At 59.2% G+C, this 23,366-nt stretch carries 24 protein-coding genes; 22 read left to right on the plus strand and 2 right to left on the minus strand.

From position 1 onward, the window contains the following. Positions 1-3 precede the first annotated feature (3 nt). The gene (locus AC5RE1_RS03675) at positions 4-912 is read left to right on the plus strand and encodes a type I methionyl aminopeptidase (RefSeq protein ID WP_493938359.1); all 909 of its coding nucleotides are present in this window, start codon (positions 4-6) and stop codon (positions 910-912) included. Between the two features lie 181 nt (positions 913-1,093). Here AC5RE1_RS03675 and AC5RE1_RS03680 read toward each other — a convergent pair whose 3' ends face one another. Continuing rightward, positions 1,094-1,312: a hypothetical protein gene (locus tag AC5RE1_RS03680; RefSeq protein WP_219585415.1), complete on the minus strand. Its 219-nt coding sequence runs from the start codon at positions 1,310-1,312 to the stop codon at positions 1,094-1,096. Between the two features lie 532 nt (positions 1,313-1,844). On the opposite strand from AC5RE1_RS03680, the gene infA reads away from it, so the two are divergent. From infA to glmM, 11 genes are all read left to right on the plus strand, one after another. Beyond that, positions 1,845-2,066 carry a translation initiation factor IF-1 gene (infA, locus tag AC5RE1_RS03685; RefSeq protein ID WP_040318576.1) on the plus strand — a complete coding sequence of 74 codons (222 nt, stop codon included), beginning with the start codon at positions 1,845-1,847 and terminating at the stop codon, positions 2,064-2,066. A gap of 39 nt (positions 2,067-2,105) precedes the next feature. Beyond that, a complete protein-coding gene (gene rpmJ / locus AC5RE1_RS03690) occupies positions 2,106-2,219 on the plus strand; it encodes a 50S ribosomal protein L36 (protein ID WP_003790577.1) in 114 nt (37 codons plus the stop codon). Between the two features lie 146 nt (positions 2,220-2,365). After that, positions 2,366-2,740: a 30S ribosomal protein S13 gene (gene rpsM / locus AC5RE1_RS03695; RefSeq protein ID WP_006681474.1), complete on the plus strand. Its 375-nt coding sequence runs from the start codon at positions 2,366-2,368 to the stop codon at positions 2,738-2,740. Positions 2,741-2,809: 69 nt separating this feature from the next. Beyond that, positions 2,810-3,220 (plus strand): 30S ribosomal protein S11, encoded by a 411-nt coding sequence (rpsK, locus tag AC5RE1_RS03700; RefSeq protein ID WP_006681473.1) that lies wholly within the window; start codon positions 2,810-2,812, stop codon positions 3,218-3,220. Positions 3,221-3,366: 146 nt separating this feature from the next. Next, positions 3,367-4,365 carry a DNA-directed RNA polymerase subunit alpha gene (locus AC5RE1_RS03705; protein WP_006681472.1) on the plus strand — a complete coding sequence of 333 codons (999 nt, stop codon included), beginning with the start codon at positions 3,367-3,369 and terminating at the stop codon, positions 4,363-4,365. A gap of 43 nt (positions 4,366-4,408) precedes the next feature. Next, positions 4,409-4,897, plus strand: coding sequence for a 50S ribosomal protein L17 (rplQ, locus tag AC5RE1_RS03710; RefSeq protein ID WP_006681471.1), 489 nt, complete (start codon positions 4,409-4,411; stop codon positions 4,895-4,897). Between the two features lie 294 nt (positions 4,898-5,191). Further along, a complete protein-coding gene (locus tag AC5RE1_RS03715; RefSeq protein ID WP_006681470.1) occupies positions 5,192-5,941 on the plus strand; it encodes an ROK family protein in 750 nt (249 codons plus the stop codon). Continuing rightward, a complete protein-coding gene (locus tag AC5RE1_RS03720) occupies positions 5,929-6,990 on the plus strand; it encodes a tRNA pseudouridine synthase A (RefSeq protein ID WP_493938360.1) in 1,062 nt (353 codons plus the stop codon). Before AC5RE1_RS03715 ends, AC5RE1_RS03720 begins: the two co-directional genes overlap by 13 nt. Positions 6,991-7,334: 344 nt before the next feature. Beyond that, complete coding sequence (gene rplM, locus AC5RE1_RS03725) at positions 7,335-7,778, plus strand: 50S ribosomal protein L13 (protein WP_103631684.1); 444 nt, start codon at positions 7,335-7,337, stop codon at positions 7,776-7,778. Between the two features lie 43 nt (positions 7,779-7,821). Continuing rightward, positions 7,822-8,313, plus strand: a complete 492-nt coding sequence (gene rpsI / locus AC5RE1_RS03730; RefSeq protein WP_006681467.1) for a 30S ribosomal protein S9 — start codon at positions 7,822-7,824, stop codon at positions 8,311-8,313. 523 nt (positions 8,314-8,836) lie between these two features. Further along, positions 8,837-10,186 (plus strand): phosphoglucosamine mutase, encoded by a 1,350-nt coding sequence (glmM, locus tag AC5RE1_RS03735; RefSeq protein ID WP_493938361.1) that lies wholly within the window; start codon positions 8,837-8,839, stop codon positions 10,184-10,186. Positions 10,187-10,342: 156 nt separating this feature from the next. Here glmM and coaA read toward each other — a convergent pair whose 3' ends face one another. Continuing rightward, entirely contained in the window at positions 10,343-11,305 is a 963-nt protein-coding gene (gene coaA / locus AC5RE1_RS03740) for a type I pantothenate kinase (protein WP_006681465.1), read from the minus strand. A gap of 128 nt (positions 11,306-11,433) precedes the next feature. Between coaA and glmS the strand changes: the two genes are divergently transcribed. From glmS to AC5RE1_RS03790, 10 genes are all read left to right on the plus strand, one after another. Further along, on the plus strand, positions 11,434-13,344 hold the full coding sequence (gene glmS / locus AC5RE1_RS03745) for a glutamine--fructose-6-phosphate transaminase (isomerizing) (RefSeq protein WP_493938362.1): 1,911 nt from the start codon (positions 11,434-11,436) through the stop codon (positions 13,342-13,344). A gap of 175 nt (positions 13,345-13,519) precedes the next feature. Continuing rightward, positions 13,520-14,413: a GRP family sugar transporter gene (locus AC5RE1_RS03750; protein WP_103631681.1), complete on the plus strand. Its 894-nt coding sequence runs from the start codon at positions 13,520-13,522 to the stop codon at positions 14,411-14,413. A gap of 180 nt (positions 14,414-14,593) precedes the next feature. Beyond that, positions 14,594-16,270, plus strand: a complete 1,677-nt coding sequence (locus tag AC5RE1_RS03755; protein ID WP_103631679.1) for a bifunctional ADP-dependent NAD(P)H-hydrate dehydratase/NAD(P)H-hydrate epimerase — start codon at positions 14,594-14,596, stop codon at positions 16,268-16,270. Between the two features lie 272 nt (positions 16,271-16,542). Further along, positions 16,543-17,802: an alanine racemase gene (gene alr / locus AC5RE1_RS03760; RefSeq protein WP_493938368.1), complete on the plus strand. Its 1,260-nt coding sequence runs from the start codon at positions 16,543-16,545 to the stop codon at positions 17,800-17,802. After that, positions 17,799-18,359 carry a tRNA (adenosine(37)-N6)-threonylcarbamoyltransferase complex ATPase subunit type 1 TsaE gene (gene tsaE / locus AC5RE1_RS03765; protein ID WP_493938363.1) on the plus strand — a complete coding sequence of 187 codons (561 nt, stop codon included), beginning with the start codon at positions 17,799-17,801 and terminating at the stop codon, positions 18,357-18,359. The genes alr and tsaE overlap by 4 nt, the downstream gene beginning before the upstream one ends. Before the next feature lie 83 nt (positions 18,360-18,442). Continuing rightward, positions 18,443-19,138, plus strand: coding sequence for a tRNA (adenosine(37)-N6)-threonylcarbamoyltransferase complex dimerization subunit type 1 TsaB (tsaB, locus tag AC5RE1_RS03770; RefSeq protein WP_493938364.1), 696 nt, complete (start codon positions 18,443-18,445; stop codon positions 19,136-19,138). Further along, entirely contained in the window at positions 19,135-19,605 is a 471-nt protein-coding gene (rimI, locus tag AC5RE1_RS03775) for a ribosomal protein S18-alanine N-acetyltransferase (protein ID WP_493938365.1), read from the plus strand. The genes tsaB and rimI overlap by 4 nt, the downstream gene beginning before the upstream one ends. Before the next feature lie 322 nt (positions 19,606-19,927). Then, on the plus strand, positions 19,928-20,629 hold the full coding sequence (locus AC5RE1_RS03780) for a succinate dehydrogenase cytochrome b subunit (RefSeq protein WP_006681457.1): 702 nt from the start codon (positions 19,928-19,930) through the stop codon (positions 20,627-20,629). 15 nt (positions 20,630-20,644) lie between these two features. Next, on the plus strand, positions 20,645-22,624 hold the full coding sequence (locus tag AC5RE1_RS03785; RefSeq protein ID WP_493938366.1) for a fumarate reductase/succinate dehydrogenase flavoprotein subunit: 1,980 nt from the start codon (positions 20,645-20,647) through the stop codon (positions 22,622-22,624). Then, complete coding sequence (locus AC5RE1_RS03790; RefSeq protein ID WP_006681455.1) at positions 22,621-23,364, plus strand: succinate dehydrogenase/fumarate reductase iron-sulfur subunit; 744 nt, start codon at positions 22,621-22,623, stop codon at positions 23,362-23,364. Before AC5RE1_RS03785 ends, AC5RE1_RS03790 begins: the two co-directional genes overlap by 4 nt. Positions 23,365-23,366: the final 2 nt, after the last annotated feature.

Below are 23,366 nucleotides of genomic sequence, written 5' to 3' on the forward strand. Positions count from 1 at the left end.
GTTATGCAGCGTATTGAGTTGAAGACTCGAGACCAGATCCGCTGGATGCGTGAAGCTGGCTTGATTGTTGCTGACATTCACGCGAGCCTGCGCCAAGCGGTGCGCGCTGGTGTGACTACGGCTGAACTGGATGAAGTGTCTGCCGACGCGATTAGGCGCGGGGGAGGGACCTCGAACTTCCTCAATTACTACGGCTACCCAGCCACGGTCTGCATCTCGGTAAATGATGTGGTCGTCCACGGTATTCCCGGCAAGCAGAAGCTGAAGGATGGGGACATCGTCTCCTTCGACTGCGGTGCGTGGGTGTCTCACGGTGGCAAGCAGTGGCACGGTGACGCGGCGTTCTCCATCATCGTTGGTGACGAGTGGGTGGACGACGAGTCCTTCATGGCAGGAAAGCGTGGCTCGGGTGCTCACCCTCAGGGAGTTGACGAGGCCACGATGGAGCGTCGCCGTGAACTGGACGTTGTGACGCGCGAGTCTCTGTGGGCAGCTCTCGCTTCCCTCGAAAAGGGGCGTCGCATTTCCAGCGTCGGTCGCGCCGTCGAAGAAGTCGTTGCCAAGTATGACGACGAGTTCGGTTGGGAAGCCGGCATCATCGAGGAATATACAGGCCATGGTATCGGCACCGCGATGCACCAGGATCCCGAGGTCCTGAACTATGACGCTCGTGGAATCTTCCCGCGCGTGAAGCCCGGTATGGTCCTTGCGGTTGAGCCGATGCTGACGTCGGGTTCGATCGAGACCCTCACTGAGTCTGACGAATGGACTGTCCGTACCGTCGATGGTTCGGACGCCGCCCATTGGGAGCACACGGTCGCGATCCTCGACGACGGCATCAGCGTGCTCACCGCCCCCGACTATGGAAAGACCGGGCTCGCGCCTTTCGGGGTCGAACCGATCGAGCTCTGACACAGATGTCGCAACGCTGGCTCTGCTCCTCGAGGCGAAGTCAGCGCCGTAAGCGTGGTGCGACAATGCGCACAGCGACGCGGATACTTATCTTTGTCCGTGCCCCGCGACTCTGCGATTCTCCTGCCGGAGTATCAGGTTGGGCTATCGGTGATCGACTGAGCCCAGGCCGACCGATCCGTTAGCGGGGGGAGTGCTCGTCCGTGGAATGTCCCGATTTCTTCGAGGAGCTGTGGCTCTTCGCGACGATGACCAAGGCGCGGACGATGTAGACGAGGGCGCCCACCCAGAAGATCCAGTTCCAGCGCGGTGCAGTCAACGCGACGCCTACGAGACAGAGGGCGAAGCCGACGTTCCACCAGGCAGCGCTACCGGTTGATGCTCTGCCGTTTATGAACATGACGCCACCGCGCGTCTGAGTCTGTGCGTCATGACAACTCCTTTGTTGATTTGAGGCAGGTGATCCCAGTATCTCCATGTTTTCAAGACGGAGGGGCCACTTTCGTTACAGAAGATGCTGTGTGGGATGCGGGGATGGTGATGCTCTGTGCAGCTCCCAGGTGTCGTAGCTTCCAGGTGTCATTGAAACGGCAAGGCATCACAGTAGGGGAGAAAAGGACTAAGCCTTTTGTCTCGTCCGCTGCACCGCTCCCTCCTTGTCGATGAACTCGGCTCGTGCTCTCGTCCTCGTCAATGAACTCGGCCCGCGCTCGAGTCCTCGTCGATGAACTTGGCCAGCGCTTCCCTCCTTGTCGATGAATCCGGCCGAAGGTGAGGCAGTCGACAGGGCAGTCAACTACCAGAGGGATGTGCTTTTGCTGTACTCTAGATCTTCGGGCGTGTCGCATGTCGGCTGTGTCGTACGTGTTGCATGCGCCCCGTGGCCCTTGGGCCATGACTCATCCGAAGAACGTAGAGGACAGACGGAGGATATGGCAAAGAAAGACGGCGTCATCGAAATGGAAGGCACGGTCGTTGAGGCCCTGCCGAACGCGATGTTCCGTGTGGAACTGGCCAATGGGCACGTTGTGCTCGGCCACATTGCAGGAAAGATGCGACAGCACTACATTCGAATCCTCCCCGAGGATCGAGTTCTCGTCGAACTGAGCCCCTACGACCTCTCCCGAGGCCGTATCGTCTACCGCTACAAGTAAACCCCGACACGACCGTCTACGGACGGTGGAGGAATAACCATGAAGGTCAAGCCGAGTGTCAAGAAGATTTGTGACAAGTGCAAGGTGATTCGTCGCCACGGCAATGTCATGGTCATCTGCGACAACCCCAGGCACAAGCAACGTCAGGGCTGAAATCCTCACGTAGCTGACCCGGGCACAACAGCCCACAGGATCACATCAAGCGCGAATACGCGACCCTCGGTTCGGAGGCCGAGGCCGGATAGCTCATCCGGAAGATGTGATGACGACCTCCGAAGAACAACTGGAGCACCAACAACATGGCACGTATTGCCGGTGTCGACCTCCCCCGTGAAAAGCGACTGGAGATTGCACTTACCTACATTTACGGAGTCGGCCGCACCCGCGCGGCCGAGACCCTCGAAGCAACGGGTGTCAGCCCGGACGTCCGCGTGAAGGACGCCACCGAGGAAGATCTCGTCAAGCTCCGTGAATACATCGAATCGAACTTCAAGGTTGAGGGCGACCTTCGTCGCGAAGTTCAGGCTGACATTCGCCGCAAGATCGAAATTGGCTCTTACCAGGGTCTTCGCCACCGTCGTGGCCTGCCGGTCCATGGTCAGCGCACCAAGACCAACGCTCGCACCCGCAAGGGCCCGAAGCGCACCGTTGCAGGCAAGAAGAAGGCCAAGTAAGGCCTAAGGACTTCCAGCCTTTACGGCGGATAGTTCTTCATACGACTGAAGAAGGAACTGTTAAACACAATGGCAGCTGCAAAAACTTCGCGCTCCGGTGCTGCTCGTAAGCCGCGCCGCAAGCTCAACAAGAACGTCACCCACGGTCACGCGTACATCAAGTCGACGTTTAACAACACCATCGTTTCCCTGACCGACACCACTGGTGCCGTTATCGCCTGGGCCTCGTCTGGCCAGGTCGGCTTCAAGGGTTCGCGTAAGTCCACCCCCTTCGCTGCGCAGCTTGCAGCAGAGGCGGCCGCGCGTCGCGCCCAGGAACACGGCATGAAGAAGGTCGACGTCTTCGTTAAGGGGCCCGGCTCCGGCCGTGAAACCGCGATCCGTTCCCTCCAGGCCGCTGGCCTCGAGGTCGGCTCGATCCAGGACGTTACCCCTCAGGCACACAACGGCGCTCGCCCCCCGAAGCGTCGTCGCGTCTGATTCGTCGCACCGGGATGCTTTGCCGTCCGGCATCGCATCCCCACGTCTGAGTACACCATTCGGTCGTGCTCACACCCTCCGTCCCACTCATGTGGGATCCACTGTCCGGCGTCATATGGCGGGCGCCGGGAAGAAAGGACCAAGACGTGCTCATTGCAGAGCGACCAATCCTCACCGAGGAAAAAGTCAGCGAACACCGTTCACGCTTCACACTCGAACCCCTCGAACCGGGCTTCGGTTACACGCTGGGTAATTCCCTGCGTCGTACCCTGCTCTCTTCGATCCCGGGTGCGGCGGTTACGTCCATCCGTATCGATGGCGTTGCCCACGAATTCCGCACTATCGAAGGTGTGAAGGAGGATGTCGCAGAGATCATCCTCAACATCAAGCAGATCGTCCTCTCCTCTGAGATGGATGAACCCGTCGTGATGTACCTGCGTAAGGCCGGCCCCGGTGTCGTCCTCGCTGGCGACATCACCCCGCCGGCAGGCGTTGAGATCCACAATCCGGATCTTCACCTTGCCACCCTCAATGACAAGGGCAAGCTCGAGATCGAACTGACCGTTGAGCGTGGACGCGGTTACGTTTCCGCGGCGCAGAACAAGGATCCTCAGGCTGAAATCTCGCGGATTCCGATCGATTCGATCTACTCGCCGGTTGTCAAGGTCACCTACAAGGTCGAGGCAACTCGTGTTGAGCAGCGTACCGACTTTGATCGCCTCGTCATCGACGTGGAGACCAAGTCGGCGATCACCCCGCGTGATGCTCTTGCATCGGCTGGTAAGACCCTTGTTGAACTGTTCGGCCTCATGCGCGAACTGAACGAGGAAGCAGAAGGCATCGAAGTGGGTCCGTCGACCACCGACGAAACCCTCGCAGCAGACCTTGCTCTGCCGATCGAAAGCCTGAACCTGCAGTCTCGTTCTTACAACGCGCTGCGTCGTCGTGGGATCCTCACCGTGGGCGAGCTTGTCGCTCACTCCGAGGCTGATCTTCTTGATATTCGTAACTTCGGCACCAAGTCGATCGAAGAGATCAAGGAATCTCTGGCCACTCTCGGCATGACACTCAAGGATTCGGTTATGCCGATCCCGGGTGCCTCTGAGTCTGGTTCGGTCCAGTTCAGCGACGAACAGTCCATCTGACCCTTATGCGTCCGATGGACGCACCTAATCCGTAGGAGACACAATGCCCACCCCCAAGAAGGGTGCTCGTCTGGGCGGAAGCCCGGCACACCAGAAGCTGATCCTGTCGAACCTCGCGACTCAGCTCATCGAACACCGCGCACTCACGACCACCGAAGCTAAGGCTAAGCTTCTGCAGCCTTACTTCGAGAAGCTCGTGACCAAGGCAAAGCGTGGCGACATGCACGCTCGTCGCACGGTTGCTAAGAAGATCACCTCGAAGGAAGCGCTCTACGTGCTCTTCGACGAGATCGCGCCGGCCATCGATTCTGAGCGTCAGGGTGGCTATACCCGCCTCATCCGCGTTGGTAACCGTAAGGGTGACAACGCTCCTCTCATGCGCATCGAAATCGTTCTCGAGAAGCTCGAGAAGAAGGCTGTTGTGAAGAAGGCTGAAGACACTGCCGCCAAGGCAGCTGAAAAGCCTGCTGAAAAGGTTGAGGAAGCCCCCAAGTCTGAAGAGACCGAGGTTGAGGCATCTGAAGCTGAGTGACTAGGTCGCGGGCTTGCCCGTGATTGACTCTCACTTTTGAGGTGGGGTCGGAGACGCTGATGCGTTTCCGGCCCCACCTTTTTGTTTGCGTCCACCGCGCTTGTTCAGGCGTGGCGTGTTTTTGTGGCTCTGCTTGTTCACGTTTGGGGTGTTTTGTGACCACGCTTGTTCATGCTCAGGCCGACTATCGGGCATATGCAGGCGGGCCCATGGCGGTGAACAAGCGCGGTGGGAATCGACGACAATTCGGACTAAATCGGTGAACAAGCGCGGTGGATCGTTAGAGTTGGTGGCATGTCTGAACCCATGACGCTCGCAATTGACTGCGGTGGTGGCGGAATTAAAGGCTCCGTCGTTGACGAACGAGGCACGATGATCGCACCGGCGATTCGCACGCCTACGCCGTACCCGCTACCGCCGGAGCTCTTGATCGAAGTTGCGCAGGATCTGGCGAACAAGCTCCCTCAAGCTGACCGTGTGACTATGGGAATGCCTGGAATGATCCGACACGGAGTGGTTGTGGCTACCCCGCACTACATCACGCGCTCCGGCCCTCGCTCCAAAGTGGTTCCCGAACTTGTTGAACGTTGGGACCATTTCGACATGAGAGGAGGCATCGAAAGGGCGCTTGGCTTGCCCACGAAGGTTTTGAATGACGCCGAGGTTGCTGGAGCCGGTGTCATTACCGGTACGGGGCTCGAAATGATCATCACCCTGGGGACGGGCCTTGGAAATGCAGTCTTTGATTCCGGAGTGCTGGCACCTCACGTTGAAGTGTCGCAGGGCTTCGTCCGTTGGGGCCTGACCTACGACGATTACATCGGGGAACACGAACGGCTACGACTTGGCGATGCACACTGGTCGCGTCGCGTCCGTCGCGTCATCGATGGACTTCGTCCCATGTACATGTGGGACCGTCTCTACCTTGGAGGCGGCAACTCGAAGCTGATTACAAGCGGACATCGCGCCCGCCTAGGTGACGATGTCATCATCGTGCCCAATGATGCAGGCATCATCGGGGGAGTGCGCGCGTGGTCTCTATGAGCAACTCCGACCCCTTAGCTTTTACCGCGCTTGTTCACGAACCTGTCGCGCTTGTTGAAGAATCCGCTGCGCTTGTTCAAGCGCCTCACACTCTTCGCATCCGTCTTGACCTCAGCTACGACGGGACGAATTTCCACGGGTGGGCTTCCCAGCCAGGCCAACGAACCGTGCAAGGTGAAATTGAAGCTGGCTTAGGCCTCGTACTTCGGTGCCCAACTGTGCTGACGGTCGCTGGGCGAACGGATGCCGGAGTGCACGCGCGCCATCAAGTGGTCCACTTCGACGTTGAACAAGCGCGGTGGGAAAAGCTCGCGCCTCGAGGGGCGGAAGCGACTGCGGAGGCCTGTGCGAACGCGCTTGTTCGCCGATTGAACGGTGTGATTGCGCGCGCGTATGGGCAGTGGATGCGCGATCGAGCCCTGAATGCGCCCAAAGGTACGGCCGATGTTGTGATCCGCGAGGCGCATGTTGTTTCGTCGGATTTTGATGCGCGTTTTTCTGCTCTAGGACGTCATTACTGCTACCGGCTGATGAGCGGGGCAGTCGATCCGCTCCGCCGTTTTGATGTTCTGAGTCTTGAACAACCTCTAGATGTTGACTTGATGAATCGGGCAGCAGCCCCATTGCTTGGCGAGCATGATTTTCTGTCGTACTGCCGGCCACGCGAAGGAGCCACAACGATTCGCGCGCTGACGCGCCTGGAATTCAAGCCGTCTTCGACAGCGCTTGTTCACCGTTCGGGGGCGCTTACTCCCCAACAGGGCGTATCAGAGTCCGTGCTTGTTGAGTGTTTTGTCGACGCTGATGCGTTCTGCCACTCGATGGTGCGTTCGCTTGTTGGCGCGCTTGTTGAAGTGGGTTTGGGTCGCCGGAGCGTCGACTGGCCGTATGAGCTGCTTCAAGCCTGCTCTCGAACAAGCGCGGCGCCGATTGCTCCTGCGCACGGACTGACTTTGGAGGGCGTGGACTATCCGGCGCCGGATCAGTGGGCCTCGCGCGCTCAACAAGCGCGGTCGCGTCGCGATTCGTGTTGTGGCGACGGGAGTTAGGCCCAGTCTGCCTTGGTGCGCCAGCGTTCGTGCGTGCTTGTTCACCAATTCACGGGGCCGGGATCATCACCGGAACGGTTTTCTTCGGGTTGCCCGCACGGTGAACAAGCGCGGTGGGGGTAGGGAGTAGCAACTGAGGAATCGGACACAAAGGCCCGGCAACTTTGACCGGCTCAATCCTGCCCGATAGACTTGATGACGCTGTGCGTTAGCTAGCGCCCTCGGTGTATTCCCACTCGCCGTTGAGTTGCAACTGACGCCTCGCGCGAACCGTTACATCGCGAGCGCGATCCTGACATTGGGGATCGACGCTCCATGACTGATAAGAATTGAAGGTTACGCCCGTGCGCACCTATTCACCCAAGCCTGGGGACGCAGACAAGAAGTGGTACGTCATCGACGCCACTGACGTCGTCCTCGGCCGCCTGGCGGCTCAGGTTGCCGCCATTCTTCGTGGGAAGCACAAGCCGACGTTCGCCCCTCACATGGATATGGGTGACAACGTCATCATCATTAATGCGGACAAGGTCGTTCTGACCGGTAAGAAGCTCGAACAGAAGATGGCCTACCGCCACTCTGGTCGTCCCGGTGGTCTGACCTCAACCTCCTACCGTGACCTCATGGCCAAGTCGCCTGAGCGCGCGGTTGAGAAGGCCGTTCGCGGCATGCTTCCTCACACCAGCCTCGGCCGTATGCAGTTCAAGAAGCTGCATGTTTACGCCGGTGCTGAGCACCCCCACGCCGGCCAGTCGCCGGTTCCCTACGAGATCACCCAGGTTGCTCAGTGAGCTTCGTGCCACTGAATAATCGACATAAGCACTGAGGAGAACCGTGGCTGAGACCACCGAAATCGTCGAGCTGGATGAGGAGAACGCCCCTAGCTCGTACACCACTGAGACTGAAACCGCGCCCGCAGGCGCCGGCCAGTCCATCACCGCGCCCGGCGCGGGCCTTGGTCGCCGCAAGGAGGCCGTTGCCCGTGTTCGTCTGGTTCCTGGAACCGGCGAATGGAAGATCAACGGACGCACCCTCGAGGATTACTTCCCGAACAAGCTGCACCAGCAGCTCGTGAAGTCCCCGTTCGTCCTTCTTGACCTTGATGGCCGTTTCGACGTTGTCGCCCGTATCAACGGTGGCGGCATCTCCGGCCAGGCAGGCGCCCTGCGCCTCGGCATTTCGCGCGCTCTCAATGAGATCGACCGCGATGCCAACCGCCCGGCACTCAAGAAGGCTGGCTTCCTGACTCGTGACGCTCGCGTCATCGAACGTAAGAAGGCAGGCCTCAAGAAGGCACGTAAGGCTTCGCAGTTCTCGAAGCGCTGATCCTTCGTTTTCTTGGCTTGTGGCCCTGCTCCTTGTGGAGCGGGGCCACAAGTGTTTTTAGGGCATCGTGCTACTCGGCGACTAGCGCGCTTGTTCACGGCATCCGGCTTTGTCGTGTGCGTGGTCTCTCATTGACGAGGCCGCGTACTTGTTGATGCCTCGCACTGAACGAGCGCGGTCTTTTTGGGTGTTAGTGGTGAACGAGCGTGGTCTTTTTGGGTGTTAGTGGTGAACGAGCGCGGTCTTTTTGGGTGTCAGCGGTGAACAAGCGCGCTGCTTTTGTGGTGTTGGCGGTGAACAAGCGCGCTGTTTTTGCGGTGTTGGCGGTGAACAAGCGCGGTGGGAAGAGCGGAATCCGGGCCTCGTGGTCCTTTGCGATACCGGAAATACGCGAGGGTGGAAATTCTCGCAAAGTGACAGACGGGGCCGCAGAAGAACCGAACTCGCCGGGGCCACGGGTACGCTAGGGGGCAACTGACACAACGCTTTCCGGCGCGATGCCGGCGTGAATGAAGGAACTAAAATGGCACGAATGTTTGGCACCGACGGTGTCCGTGGCCTCGCGAATGTTGATATTACGGCTGACCTGGCGCTGAAGATCGGTGAAGCTGCTGCTCGCTACTTTGGTGCGCTCCGCAGTGACGGGACGAAAGCGCGTGTCGTCATTGGTCGAGATACGCGCATTTCGGGTGAGTTCCTTGAGCACGCTCTGGCTGCCGGGCTTGCAAGCGCAGGCATGGACGTGACTCTTCTTGGCGTTGTGACGACTCCGACCGTTGCCTACCTGACTGCTTCGCAGGACGACATTGACTTGGGTGTCATGATCTCGGCGTCACACAACCCGATGGCTGACAACGGCATTAAGTTCTTCGCGCAGGGTGGCTACAAGCTCCCCGACGCGGTTGAAGATGAGATTGAAGCACTGATCGGAACCGAGTGGGATCGCCCGACCGGCGACGGTGTCGGCGAGGTCGACGAGCAACATGAGAAGGCGAAGCGCCTGTACGTTGACCATGTGGTGAAGTCTGTGAACACGGACTTGAATGGTCTGACAATCGTCGTTGACTGTGCTAATGGTGCCGCCTTCGAGCTTGGTCCGCTAACGCTACGTGAAGCGGGTGCCGAGGTCATCGTGATCAACGCTGAACCCGACGGCCGCAATATCAACCTCAATGCTGGTTCAACCCACCCTGAAGGCCTGCAGAAGGCCGTCGTCGAGCACAAGGCAGACTTCGGTGTCGCCTACGATGGTGACGCAGACCGTTGCTTGGCAGTCGATGCTGAAGGCAACCTGATCGACGGTGACAAGATCATGGGCGCACTCGCGGTGGATGCGCGTGAGCGTGGCAAGCTCAAGGGAGACACCCTTGTCGTGACCGTGATGTCGAACCTCGGTCTGATTCTCGCGATGCGTGACAAAGGTATTAAGACGGTTCAGACCGCAGTCGGTGACCGTTACGTGCTCGAAGAAATGCGCGCCTCCAACTATGTGCTGGGCGGCGAACAGTCCGGCCACATTATTGATCTCGACCATGCAACGACGGGTGATGGCATCCTGTCGTCCCTGCTGGTTGCTCGCATGGTGAAGGAATCCGGTCGCTCCCTGGCGGATCTGACTGCGTTCGTTGAGCGCTTGCCCCAGACACTCATCAATGTGGGCGGGGTTGACCGTAGCGGTGCAGCGACGAACGAAGCTGTTGCGACGGCTGTCAAGGCTGCTGAAGCACAGCTCGGCGATACCGGTCGTGTTCTTCTTCGCCCGTCGGGCACCGAGCCGTTGGTGCGCGTCATGGTTGAGGCCGCCACCCAGGAACAGGCTGATTTAGTCGCAGCCTCACTCGCTGACGTGGTGAAGGAAAACTTGGCGATCTGATACGAGGCATCCGCTGAGGGGCGTGACTGAGACAATCAACGGGCTCGGTAGGGGAATCCTCTACCGAGCCCGTTGAGCTTTGTCTTCACCACCAGAGGCGTTCAGCGTCTCAGAAGGGACCTCGTCGCCCCTGACACGAACTGGGAAAGGTGGTCGCTAGTCCTTACGCAGTAGCAACGAATCGACGCGGTGATCCTGGTCTTTGTGGAAGATCATCGTGGCGCGTTCGCGAGTGGGAGCGATGTTTTCACGCAGGTTTGGCAAGTTAATTGCCGACCAGACCATGCGCGCTGTCGCTTCGGCCTCCGTGTCCGTCAAACTGGCGTAAGTGCGGAAGAAGGAATCTTCACGCGAGAAGGCAGTTTGGCGAAGAGTGAGGAACCGGTCGACATACCACTGCTCGATGTCGGATTCTTCAGCATCGACGTAGATCGAGAAGTCGAAGTAGTCAGACACGGAAACACCGAGCGCCCCAGGGTGGAGGCGCGGGGGTTGCAGAACGTTCACTCCCTCGACGATCAGAATGTCGGGAGCCTCAATGTGGAGGATTTTGCCCGGGACAACGTCGTAGATGACATGCGAGTACACGGGAGCAGTGACGTCGCCCGCCCCCGACTTCACGGCGGCCAAGAAATTCAGCAGAGCCTGACGGTCGTAGGACTCCGGGAAGCCCTTGCGTGCCATGATGCCCTTTTCTTCGAGCACGGCGTTCGGATAGAGGAAGCCGTCGGTTGTCACCAGGTCGACGCGCGGGGTGTGCTCCCAACGCTGGAGCAGAAGTTGTAGAAGGCGGGCGACGGTTGACTTTCCAACGGCAACAGAGCCGGCAATTCCGATGACGAAAGGGGTGGGTGTGGGCGTTTGCTCGCCCAGGAAGGTGGCGCGCTCGCGGGCGGTGCGTCGCCTGCCGTCAACGTACAGCTGAAGGAGCGCAGACAAAGGGCGATAAATCGCGTCGACTTCGCTCATGTCGATGGGGTCGCCCAAGGAAGCGATCCTGGTGATGTCTTCTTGCGTCAACGGCAGGGGAGTGTGGTCGACCAACCTATCCCAATCGGCGCGTTCAATGCGCGTAAAAGGGGAGATCGCAGAGTAGGCGTGTGCGTTGTGGGAAGTCACGATGGCATTGTCTCGCACTCGCTTGTTCGAATGCACCTTTGAGGCAAAAGTGTGAAGAATGGCGGGTATCTGTCGGACATGGGCAAGGCGACGAGCGCAACTCCGCTCGATGTGCTGGAATTGCTTGCATGTGTGGAATTGTTGGACATATTGGTTGCACCCCGTCGGCTCGTTCGCGTGAGGTCGTCATGGGGGGCCTCGCTCGCCTGGAATACCGAGGATACGACTCTGCCGGTTTGGCTCTGTCAACTCCGGACGGCCTGGAGGTGATTCGCGCGGTCGGTAAGCTCGCGAACCTTGCTGACAAGATCGAGGTCCTCAAGCCTGCCGATGCTTTCGCTGCGATCGGTCATACTCGTTGGGCGACGCACGGTCGTCCGACTGTTGCGAATGCTCACCCGCATTCGTCCGCAGACGGTCGTTTCGCTCTGGTACACAATGGCATCATCGAAAATGCTGACGCGTTGCGCGCCGAACTTCGCGCCGATGGCGTCACTTTTGCGTCCGATACGGATACTGAGGTTGTCGTCCACCTGATTGCCAAGATGTACGAGGCCGGGACCGCTGGGCAGTGGGGCGGCTCTCTTGCCGGAGTGCACGCTGGCGAAGATACTGTTCGTCGCCTGATTGCTGCGATGCGCGCTGTTACTGAGCGCCTGCAGGGCACATTCACGCTGCTACTCGTTTCAGCCGATGCGCCGGAGGTTATTCTTGCGGCACGCCGTTCTTCGCCTCTGGTCGTTGGTTTGGGTGACGGCGAAAACTTCCTCGGTTCTGACGTTTTGGCATTCATTGAGCACACGAACCGCGCTGTCGAGATCGATCAGGATCAGATGGCCATTGTCACGGCTCGTGGCGTGACTGTTCTTGGCCATGATGGGAATGTTGTTCCGCTCAAGGAATACGAAGTTGACTTCACTTCGGATCGCGCGACGAAGGACGGCTGGCCGACCTTCATGGAAAAGGAAATTCACGAACAGCCCCGTGGTGTTCGCGAAACCTTGGAAGACCGTATCGATTCCACCGGTCACCTTGCACTCGACGAGGTCCGTATCCCCGAGTACATTCTGCGTGGCGTCGACAAGATCGTCATGATCGGTTGCGGTACCGCGTCCTACGCCGGTCAGGTCGCCAAGTACGCGATCGAACACTGGTGCCGTATCCCCGTCGAGGTCGAGCTTTCCTCTGAGTTCCGCTACCGCGACCCGGTCGTCACCGAAAAAACACTGGTCGTGGCCATCTCGCAGTCCGGTGAAACCATGGACACGATCCAGGCGATCCGTCACGCTCGCGAGCAGGGCGCGAAGGTCGTGGCGATCGTGAATACTCCGGGCTCGACTATTTCGCGTGAGTCCGACGCTGTTCTGCTGACCCACGCGGGCCCGGAAATCGCTGTCGCCTCCACCAAGGCGTTCACGTCTCAGGTCACCGCCTGCTTCATCCTTGGCCTGTACCTTGCCCAAGTTCGTGGCAACAAGTACTCCGACGAGATCATCGACTACATGGAAAAGCTGGCTGAAGCACCGGCGAAGATCCAGAAGATCCTCGATCAGGGCGAGACTGTCCGACAGTTTGCTCGCACCATGAAACACGCGACGTCCGTCATCTACCTCGGTCGCCACGTCGGATACCCGGTTGCCCTTGAAGGCGCCTTGAAGCTCAAGGAAATCTGCTACATCCACGCAGAAGGCTTCGCGGCCGGCGAACTCAAGCACGGCCCGATCGCACTGGTCGACGAAGGCCAGCCAGTCATCATCGTTGTTCCGACCCCGCGTCGTCCCGAACTGCACAACAAGGTTCTGGCAAACATTCAGGAAGTTCGCGCTCGCGGTGCAAAGACCATCGTCATCGCTGAAGAAGGCGACACCTCCGTCGACGAATTCGCTGAAATCGTGTTCAGGATTCCTCCGATTCCGACGCTGTACGCACCCCTGTTGACGGTTGTCCCACTGCAGATCTTCGCCTGCGAACTTGCAACCGTGAAGGGCCTTGACGTCGATCAACCACGCAACCTCGCTAAGTCTGTGACCGTTGAGTAAGCATCCCTGACTGGACTTTTCCTGCGTCTGCCACACGTCGTGGCAGACGCAGGATTCGTTTTGTGCGGACGTTTTCGCTTTCGTGGGACAAATCCCACTACCATCGGGCTGTATCCGCTTGTTGACCGAGTATGCGAGCCCGGCCTCGTACACCAAAAACAGGATTGAGATTATCGTGATCGACATTCTCTGGGCGCTCGTTCCATCGATTTTGTTTGGCCTTCAAACCACCATCACCGGCGCGGTCAAGACAACTGACCAGCAGCGTGTTCTCGGTTTGACGATGGGTGGTTTTATTTTTGCGCTCGCAGTCACGCCCTTCCTTGGGGTTCAGTGGAATGTGCGCGATGTGATCGTCGCTTTTGTTACCGGATTGATTGTCGGCTGGGGTCTGGTGGACCAGGTCGCTGCTTTCAACGTGCTGGGTGTTTCGCGCACGATGCCGGTGTCGACGGGCGGGCAGTTGGCAGCGATCTCGCTGGGTGGTGTTCTTCTGTTCGGCGAATGGCGTCACGGTGGGGCGCTCCCGGTCGGTGCGACTGCGATTATCGTCCTCATTCTGGGTATTTGGTTCGTCTCACGCACCGAGGAAGGCTCCGATACGAAGAACCTGGATTGGGCGCGCGGAACGCGTTTGCTGATGACGTCGACCTTCGCTTTTTCGAGTTACGTGTTGATCGGTCGTGCCTTTGGGCTGGATGGTCCCTCGATCCTGTTGCCGCAGTCGACGGGCTACTTCCTTGTTGCCCTGATCGCGTACGCCGTTGACGCGCGCCGGAAGGGGGACGAGGCTCCGAAGCTAGTGAGTCTCCCAATGGCGCAAATGACGGCACTCGGCCTGATGTGGGGTGCCGCCGTCGTCCTACTCCAGGTCGGCGCTGGACGCGTCGGTGTCGCGACCGGTTTCACTCTGTCGCAGCTGGGCATTCTGATTTCGACTCCTCTCGGTATCCTCTGGCTGGGTGAGCACCGCGCGGGTCGCGAACTGCGTTGGACTGTCATTGGTGTTGCGCTGGTTATCGTCGGCGCGGTGCTTGCGGGGGTCGCTAAGGGGCTCGACGCCGCCTGAGGCCTTTTCGTCCGCGCCTTGGCGCACATCCCCCGGTCTTATACCACCGCGCTTGTTCACCGTTTGGGGTGTATACGACCGCGCTTGTTCACCGTGCGGCACCAACCCCTGAGAGTGAAGAAACCGCGACAATCCGCGCAATAGGTTGATGCGTGCCCAAAGGGGTGACACTATCACTGCATGATCTTCGTGAACGATCGCGCGACTGCGCGTGCCATTGAGGCTGACTTTTTAGCGCGCCACACAGAAGCTGGAGATGGCGATCCGGATTGGTTAATGAAGCGAGCGGCACACGCAGTAGCTGAAGCCGTGACCGCGCTTGTTCACCGCGGCAACACTGCGCTTGTTCACCGTTCACCCGCCTTTTCACCCGGATGCGTTGAAAGCGATGATTATCTGACGCTTCCTCGCGTGTGCGCGCTTGTTGGAGGCGGGGACAACGGAGGCGATGCTCTGTATGCGCTCGCCTACCTAGCTGAACAGGGGTTTTCCTGCTCGGCTCTACTTCTTGCTCCGAAGTCTCATTCACGAGGCCGATCAGTTGCGCTTGAGGCAGGTGTGCAGATTCTTGATGCTTACGCGCTTGTTCAGGAAAAGCTTGCCGATCAGCAGGATCCAGCCGGTGGCGCTGACGGTGAACAAGCGCGGTCGAAGTTGTGGGCGCTCACTGACATTTCAAACATTGCTACGGCTTTGGAAGCTCCTATCTGGATCGATGGAATTCTTGGAATTGGCGCGTCAGGCGAGCTTCGGGAACCGGCGCGCTCGTTCATCGAGGAGCTTGCCCAGCTTCAACAAGCGCGGGGAGTGAAGGTCGTCGCGGTCGACGTGCCTTCCGGGCAGTTCTCAGATGATGGGGAAGTGACGGGGCCAGTAGTGTCTGCGACAACGACCGTCACTATGGGATTGCTGAAGACACCACTCGTCCTTCCTCCCTCCGCCTATTACACGGGGACTCTGCAGTGTGTTCCGCTGGGTTTTAACGCCCAAGAATCAGACGTTCGAGTCGTGACCGACCAAGATGTTGCCCGCACTGTCATTCGCCCCGATTGGGCGGACCACAAGTACACGCGCGGAGTCGCAGGCTTGGTAGTCGGCTCAGAAACCTACCCCGGAGCAGGCGCTCTGAGTTGTCTGGGTGCCAGCTATTCCGGCGTGGGCATGGTGCGTCTGGATGCGCCCGATCAAGTCCTTGACTTGGTGTTGACGCTCGAGCCGGGGATCGTTGGTGTCGGTGGTCGAATCCAGGCGGGTCTGGTTGGTCCGGGAATGGATGATGATACGCGTGTGAACGCGCTCGAGCTGGCAAAGTTCTGCGTTGCCTCGCATCTTCCCCTGATTGTTGATGCTGGTGCCCTGTCCTTTGTCCGAGAAATGGCGACGGTGGGAGGATTGGAGCGGGTGCTCCTCACCCCTCACGCAGGCGAAGCCGAGGCTATGTTCAGCCAATGGGGCCAGAAGCGCCCTCGCTGGTGGGTTGAGCAGTGCCCGGTAGAGGCAACGCGTCTTCTTGCGAAGCTCAGTGGAGCAAATGTGTTGCTGAAAGGGGCCTCGTGCATTCTTTCAACACCGCAAGGCGAAATCGTTGTTGTTCCGCGAGGGAGTGGCTGGGCCGCAGTCGCAGGAAGTGGCGATGTGCTGGCGGGCCTGCTCGCAGGCTTTGCGGCACAGTGGGGTGCGAAGAGTGAACGAGGCTCATCAACTACTTCGCTTGTTGAAGCTCTGGCTGCGGGCGCGCTTGTTCACGCGCGTGCCGGCGAACGCGCTGCGTCGAAGGTGAGTGTGAGTGGTGGCCCGGTGACCGCAATCCAGATTGCAAAATGCGTGTCGAGCGTGATCGGGGAGTTGCTCGCCTGATTTTTACCGCGCTTGTTCAGTGCTCCGTTTCAACAAATTGGTGCTGACGAGCTGTTTTCTTGAACAAGCGCAGTGCTGTTTGACGAGTAAACGGTGAACAAGCACGGTGGGTTTGGTGAACAAGCACGGTGGGTTTGGTGAACAAGCGCAGTGTGGTTTGACGAGTAAACGGTGAACAAGCGCGGTGGGAGACGCGCGAATCTGAAGGTGAACGCAACAATGATGACCCTCCGTAACGCGCGCTTGTTCACCGGTGCGATACTAGAAGCGTGATGAACGAAGAGTCTTCCGCTTTCGCCCAGTACCCGGCGCGCGCTGTCGTTGACCTCAGCGCCATTGCCGACAATCTGGCGGTGCTGAAACAATCTGCGCCGACGGCCATTCAGATGGCAGTTGTCAAGGCAGATGCCTACGGGCATGGAATTCTTCCCGTTGCGATGACTGCGCTTGAGGCAGGAGCTTCGTGGCTCGGTGTCGCGCAACTCGGTGAAGCACTCACTCTGCGATACGCGCTCGACGAAGCTGGAATAGCACGTGAGAAAGCGCCGATTCTGACGTGGATCGCCCCCTCGGGAGCTGACTGGGCGCAGGCGCTCGAAGCAGACTTGGATCTGTCGGTGTCCTGGACCTGGGTGCTGGCCCAGATCTGCGCGGCTGCACGCGAAACGGGTAAGAAGGCGCGCATTCACGTGAAGATCGATACGGGCATGTCGCGCGCGGGTTCGACGCTTGCGGATCTGCCGGCGCTTGCTTCGGCAGTGCGGATGGCCCGCGACGAGGGTCTTGTTGAGGTGATCGGCGCGTGGAGTCACCTGTCGCGCGCGGACGACCCCAGCGACGAGGGCAATGCATCAACCGCGGCGCATGTCCACATTTTCGAGGCCGGTTGCACAATTCTGGCGCAGGCTGGAATTAGGCCGGAACTTCGCCATCTGAGTGCCACATCAGGCATCCTCTGGCATCCCGAAGCGCACTACGACATGGTGCGCGCCGGCATCGGTATGTACGGACTGAGTCCCGACTCTGCTGTGGCGTCCGCATCTGACTTGGGGTTGCGTCCCGCGATGACCCTGCAGGCGCCACTGACCAGTGTCAAAGTGATCGAAGAGGACACCCCTGCTTCATATGGTGGCACGTGGCGTTCATCCTCGAGGCGTTGGGTTGGTCTGGTGCCCCTCGGATATGCCGACGGTATTCTGCGCGCCGGATCGAACGGTGCCCCCGTCCTTGTCAACACGGATAGGGAGCCGATTCGCACGCATATTGTGGGCCGAGTGTGTATGGACCAGTTCATCATCGACCTTGGCCCGGCATCGGGTGAAGCGAGTCTGCCCACTGGCCGCACCGAGAACGCGCCCGCACAGGTTGGCGACGGCGTCATCCTTTTCGGTGACCCGGCCACCGGCGCGCCACTGGCTGACGAATGGGCAAGCCAAGCCGGCACCATCAACTACGAAATCGTTGCCCGCTTGGGCGAACGCATCCCGCGCCTCTATATTGGCGCGGCTCGACGTGAGGAGAATTGTTCATGACCGCTGAACCCCAGTCGTTGGTGTCTGCTTCCGCTGATGAAACGCGGTGCCTCGGGCGCGCCTTGGGTGAAAACCTGCGCGCCGGCGATCTCATCATGTTGCGTGGCGGTCTGGGCGCGGGTAAGACGACGTTCACTCAAGGCGTGGGTGAAGGAATCGGGGTACGAGGCCGCGTGGCATCCCCGACGTTCATCGTGGCCCGCGTTCACCCGAACCTCAGCGACGGTCCTGACTTGATCCACGCCGACGCCTATCGCATCCGCGACCTCGAAGACCTCGAAACCCTGGACCTCGATTCTTCTCTGGCAGAGTCCGTGACCGTCGTCGAATGGGGCGAAGGTAAGACGGAAGCCCTGTCTGATGAGCGCCTCGAAATTGATGTCACGCGCAAGACTGGTGGTGAAGCTGCCCACGACGGAGACGCGGTCGACCTTGAAACGATGGATGACGGCGAGCGCACCATTACGCTCCACCCGCACTCCAACCGCTGGGACGGCGTTCTCGACGCAGTCATGGCACGCGCCAGCGAGCTGATTGCCACCTTGGACGAAGACTGATTGGCAAGCCCCGCGTTTCTTAGGGTCGCCCGCTCCCGAAGCTCACATCGTGACTCGCTGATCCGACGAGTAGGATTACCCCTGTGATTGAACTGAGCCTTGATACCTCCGCCGCCACGATCGTTTCCCTTTTGAAAGACGGAACCGTGGTGGGACACGCTCACAACGAATCAACGCGTCACCACGCTGAATCGATCACCGAGCTTGTCCGCGAGGCACTCGGTCAAGCCGGTCTGCCGCTCGAGGCGAAGGACGCTGGTATTGAACGCGTGTTGGTTGGTACGGGTCCTGCACCGTTTACCGGTCTGCGCGCGGGCCTCGTCTCCGCGCGAGTGTTTGCGCTCGTGACAGGCGCGCCCGTCTACGGAGCCTCAAGCTTGGATGTCATTGCCCGCCAGGCACTCGACTTGCTTCCCCCGGACACCCACGTGTACGCCGTTTCTGATGCGCGCCGTAAGGAACTGTACTGGGGACACTACGTCGCAGAAGGTGCCGATGATGTGCGTCTGATCGGCCGCCTGGAGGTCGGCACGGCTCAGAGCCTGCTCAACTCGATGCGTGATGCGGACGGTCTGATCATCAGCGCGGGTGAACTTCCCGCTCACTCCGTCGACTGCCTTGCCCTCGCGGGTAAGGGGCCGATCGTTGATGGAGATCCGGCAGTTCTGTCGCGTATTGTTTCTGCTCGTTTGGTCAGGGGTGAAGAAGATCGCCTCGGCACCGAGCCGCTCTACCTGCGCCGTCCCGAGATTCACGGCCAGCCGATGGAGCGCATGTGACCGGCGTTCCGGTTGAGTTTCATCAGGCAAAGCCGGGGGATGAAGAGATCCTGGTTGCGCTTGAAGAAGCTCTTTTCCCGGAGGACCCATGGACGTGGGGAATGATTGCCGACGAGCTGGCCTCCCCGTTTTCCACCTACTACCTGGCGGCGCTCCCAGATGGCCCTGACCTGCAGGTTGTCGGCTACGGGGGAGTGAAAGTGGTGGGCGATGGCGCCGACATTATGACAATCGGCGTTTTCCCCCGTTTACGAGGCCAGGGCTTGGGTAAACAGATCCTCGACCTGCTGGTATCTCGCGCACGTGAAGCTGGAGCGGACTACGTGTTCCTTGAAGTTCGCGAGTCGAATGAAGTTGCGCGACGCCTCTACGAACGCTCAGGTTTTATCGTCCTGGACCGCGTGAGGGGATATTTCAAGAATCCACTCGAAGACGGCATCGCCATGCGATTGGATCTGACGAACTGAAAGTGTGGGTGGCCTCGTCCCTTCAATGTCGAGCGTGACGGTGGCGGAAGAGAGCACACAAGTAGGCGCGCACCTGCGTTTTACGACGGGTTTCTCAAAACTGTCATATGCCCGAAATTTGAAACAGGACGGTTAGGTAAAAGGCAGTCAACGCCCGCCTGAAACATCTCTGTCGCACGCGTAACCAGCCTCCAAACCGCCAAGGAAGCCCCTGAGAATTTTGCTAAATTACGCGGAAAACTGAGCTGACAAAACGCTCATCTAGGACCAAGGGCGGACAACAGTCCTAAAACGCTCGAAGACGTGTGGATATTCTTGGGACATGGCCACTACAAATGTCGCAACGAAGAAGCGCCGCGCGTGGACCACCAGTGTTTTTATTAAGCAACTGATGGCCATCTCGGGCTTCATTTTCGTCTTCTTCCTGCTGTTCCACTCCTACGGCAACCTCAAGATGTTCCTCGGTCAGGAAGCGTATGACCATTACGCACACTGGCTGAAGGAAGAGGCTTTCGTGCCGATCTTCCCGCACGGCGGATTCATCTGGGTATTCCGCGCCGCGATGCTCCTGATGCTTGTCATCCACCTGTACGCAGCTGCATACACGTGGAAGCGTTCGCGTCGCGCACGTTCGACCCGCTACGTCGTGAAGAAGTCCGTTACCGATTCGTACGCCGCGCGCACCATGCGCATGTCCGGCGTTCTGATCCTGTTCCTCTTCATCTTCCACATCCTGCACTTCACGACCGGCACTGTCCGCACGGGCTTCACCGCTGATTCGACGCCTTACGAGCGCATGGTTGCATCGTTCAACTCGCCGCTGCTCGTCATCGTGTACGCAATCTTCGTCGGTCTTGCATGTATTCACGTTTCGCACGGCTTCTGGTCAATGTTCCAGACGCTCGGTTGGGTTCGCCCCGCGACTCGTAAGCCGATGATCGTCCTCTCCGGCCTCGTTGGCGCCATCATCTTCGTGATGTTCATGGCACCTCCGATCGCAATCGCCGCCGGATTCATCTCTTGAGGAAGCTGATTACTCATGACTGAAACCCTGATCAAGGGCCTCTACCGTGAAGGCGAGAAGATCGCTGACGCCAAGGCTCCTCTTGATGTGCCAATCGCCGAATGCTGGGAACAGCGTAAGTTCTCCGCCGCTCTGGTGAACCCGGCTAACCGTCGTAAGCTCCGTGTCATCATCGTAGGCACCGGCCTTGCGGGTGGCGCTGCTGCCGCTTCGCTCGGCGAAATGGGCTACAACGTCGACGTGTTCTTCTACCAGGACTCCGCTCGTCGCGCGCACTCCATTGCTGCGCAGGGTGGTATCAACGCTGCGAAGAACTACCGCAACGACAATGACTCCGTCTACCGCCTCTTCTACGACACGGTTAAGGGTGGTGACTACCGCGCCCGCGAAACCAACGTCTACCGTCTGGCAGAGGTCAGCGCGAACATCATCGACCAGTGCGTCGCACAGGGCGTTCCGTTCGCGCGCGAATACGGTGGTCTGCTCGACAACCGCTCCTTCGGTGGTGTTCAGGTCTCCCGTACGTTCTACGCGCGTGGCCAGACAGGTCAGCAGCTCCTGATCGGCGCCTACCAGGCGCTGGAACGTCAGGTTGCGGCCGGCACCGTCAAGGAATACTCGCGCCACGAAATGGTTGAGATCATCGTTTCTGATGGTCGTGCCCGTGGCATCGTTGCCCGTGACATGGCAACCGGCAAGCTGGAAACCTACATCGCTGACGCAGTTGTTCTGGCAACCGGTGGCTACGGAAACGTCTTCTTCCTGTCGACCAACGCGATGGGGTGTAACGCCACCGCAATCTGGCGCGCATACCGCAAGGGTGCCTACTTCGGTAACCCCTGCTTCACGCAGATCCACCCGACCTGCATCCCGCAGCACGGTGATCAGCAGTCGAAGTTGACCCTCATGTCGGAGTCCCTCCGTAACGACGGTCGAATTTGGGTTCCGAAGAAGGCTGAAGACTGCGAAAAGGATCCGCGTCAGATCCCCGAAGAGGATCGCGACTACTACCTGGAGCGCATCTACCCGTCTTTCGGTAACCTGGTTCCCCGCGATATCGCATCGCGTCAGGCAAAGAACATGTGTGACGAAGGCCGTGGCGTTGGTCCGAAGATTGCTGGCGTCGCACGTGGCGTTTACTTGGACTTCGCTGAAGCCATCGGTCGCATGGGCAAGGCAGCCGTTAGCGCTAAGTACGGCAACCTGTTCGATATGTACGAGCGTATTACGGGTGACAACCCCTACGAGGTGCCGATGCGTATCTACCCGGCAGTCCACTACACCATGGGTGGTCTTTGGGTTGACTACGATCTCGAGTCCAACCTTCCTGGCCTGTATGTTGCTGGCGAAGCAAACTTCTCCGACCACGGCGCCAACCGCCTGGGTGCATCCGCGCTCATGCAGGGCCTGTCGGATGGCTACTTCGTCCTGCCGAACACAATCAACGATTACCTCTCCAAGTGCTTCAATCTGCCGAAGCTGGACGAATCGTCCCCTGACGTTGTTGAAGCTCTCTCTGTGGCCCAGAAGCGCATCGACACCCTGATGTCGATCAACGGTTCCCGCTCGGTTGATTCCTTCCACAAGGAACTCGGCCACATCATGTGGGAATACTGCGGTATGGAGCGCACCGAGGAAGGCCTGAAGAAGGCAATCGGTATGATCCGCGAACTTCGCAAGGACTACTGGCAGAACGTTCGTGTTCCCGGCAAATCCATTGGTGAGCTCAACCAGTCCCTCGAAAAGGCTGGTCGCGTTGCCGACTTCATGGAGCTTGGTGAACTCATGTGCATCGACGCTCTTCATCGCGAGGAATCCTGTGGTGGCCACTTCCGCGCCGAGTCACAGACCCCCGAAGGTGAAGCGCTTCGTGATGACGACAAGTTCCTGTACGTCGCCGCGTGGGAGTGGGGTGGCGAAGACCAGCCACCGATCCTCCACAAGGAAGACCTCATTTACAACAACATCGAGCTGAAGCAGCGGAGCTACAAGTGAACCTGACACTGAAGATCTGGCGCCAAGATGGTCCCGAGGACCGTGGCGCGATGCACGAGTACCAGGTGAAGGGAATCTCCGAGGAGTCGTCCTTCCTTGAAATGCTCGACGTCCTCAATGAGGAACTCTTCGCACGTGGTGAAGAACCCATCGCATTCGATTCTGACTGCCGTGAAGGCATCTGCGGTCAGTGTGGCATTGTCATCAACGGCATTGCCCACGGCCCAGAGGTCACCACGACCTGCCAGCTTCACATGCGTACTTTCCATGACGGTGACACCATCACCATTGAGCCGTGGCGTGCAGAAGCATTCCCGGTCATCAAGGACCTGGTTGTCAACCGTTCCGCACTGGACCGCATCATCCAGGCTGGTGGCTACATTTCGGTCAACACCGGTGCAGCCCCGGATGCTCACGCAACCCCGGTCCCGAAGCAGGACGCAGACCGCGCATTCGAAGCGGCTGCATGCATCGGCTGTGGCGCTTGCGTGGCAGCCTGCCCGAACGCTTCGGCGATGCTGTTCACCTCGGCTAAGGTGACACACCTCCAGCTTCTGCCCCAGGGCAAGCCGGAGAACTACAAGCGCGTTGTCAACATGCTCAACCAGATGGATGAAGAGGGCTTCGGCTCCTGCACCAACATCGGTGAGTGTGCTGCGGTCTGCCCGAAGCAGATCCCGCTTGACGTCATCTCCACGCTGAACCGTCAGCTCGGAAAGGCTGCCCTCAAGGGCGTCTGATC

The sequence above is a fragment of the Actinotignum sp. usb-actsch-rep-73 genome (genome assembly GCF_059082735.1).

Coding starts and splice junctions, on each gene's coding strand:
- AC5RE1_RS03755 (WP_103631679.1), top strand. CDS start 14,594: ATGATCTTCGTGAACGATCGCGCGACTGCGCGTGCCATTGAGGCTGAC.
- AC5RE1_RS03675 (WP_493938359.1), top strand. CDS start 4: ATGCAGCGTATTGAGTTGAAGACTCGAGACCAGATCCGCTGGATGCGT.
- rpsM (WP_006681474.1), top strand. CDS start 2,366: ATGGCACGTATTGCCGGTGTCGACCTCCCCCGTGAAAAGCGACTGGAG.
- AC5RE1_RS03780 (WP_006681457.1), top strand. CDS start 19,928: ATGGCCACTACAAATGTCGCAACGAAGAAGCGCCGCGCGTGGACCACC.
- infA (WP_040318576.1), top strand. CDS start 1,845: ATGGCAAAGAAAGACGGCGTCATCGAAATGGAAGGCACGGTCGTTGAG.
- glmM (WP_493938361.1), top strand. CDS start 8,837: ATGGCACGAATGTTTGGCACCGACGGTGTCCGTGGCCTCGCGAATGTT.
- rpmJ (WP_003790577.1), top strand. CDS start 2,106: ATGAAGGTCAAGCCGAGTGTCAAGAAGATTTGTGACAAGTGCAAGGTG.
- alr (WP_493938368.1), top strand. CDS start 16,543: ATGAACGAAGAGTCTTCCGCTTTCGCCCAGTACCCGGCGCGCGCTGTC.
- tsaE (WP_493938363.1), top strand. CDS start 17,799: ATGACCGCTGAACCCCAGTCGTTGGTGTCTGCTTCCGCTGATGAAACG.
- AC5RE1_RS03785 (WP_493938366.1), top strand. CDS start 20,645: ATGACTGAAACCCTGATCAAGGGCCTCTACCGTGAAGGCGAGAAGATC.
- AC5RE1_RS03680 (WP_219585415.1), bottom strand. CDS start 1,312: ATGTTCATAAACGGCAGAGCATCAACCGGTAGCGCTGCCTGGTGGAAC.
- rpsK (WP_006681473.1), top strand. CDS start 2,810: ATGGCAGCTGCAAAAACTTCGCGCTCCGGTGCTGCTCGTAAGCCGCGC.
- rplQ (WP_006681471.1), top strand. CDS start 4,409: ATGCCCACCCCCAAGAAGGGTGCTCGTCTGGGCGGAAGCCCGGCACAC.
- glmS (WP_493938362.1), top strand. CDS start 11,434: ATGTGTGGAATTGTTGGACATATTGGTTGCACCCCGTCGGCTCGTTCG.
- AC5RE1_RS03715 (WP_006681470.1), top strand. CDS start 5,192: ATGTCTGAACCCATGACGCTCGCAATTGACTGCGGTGGTGGCGGAATT.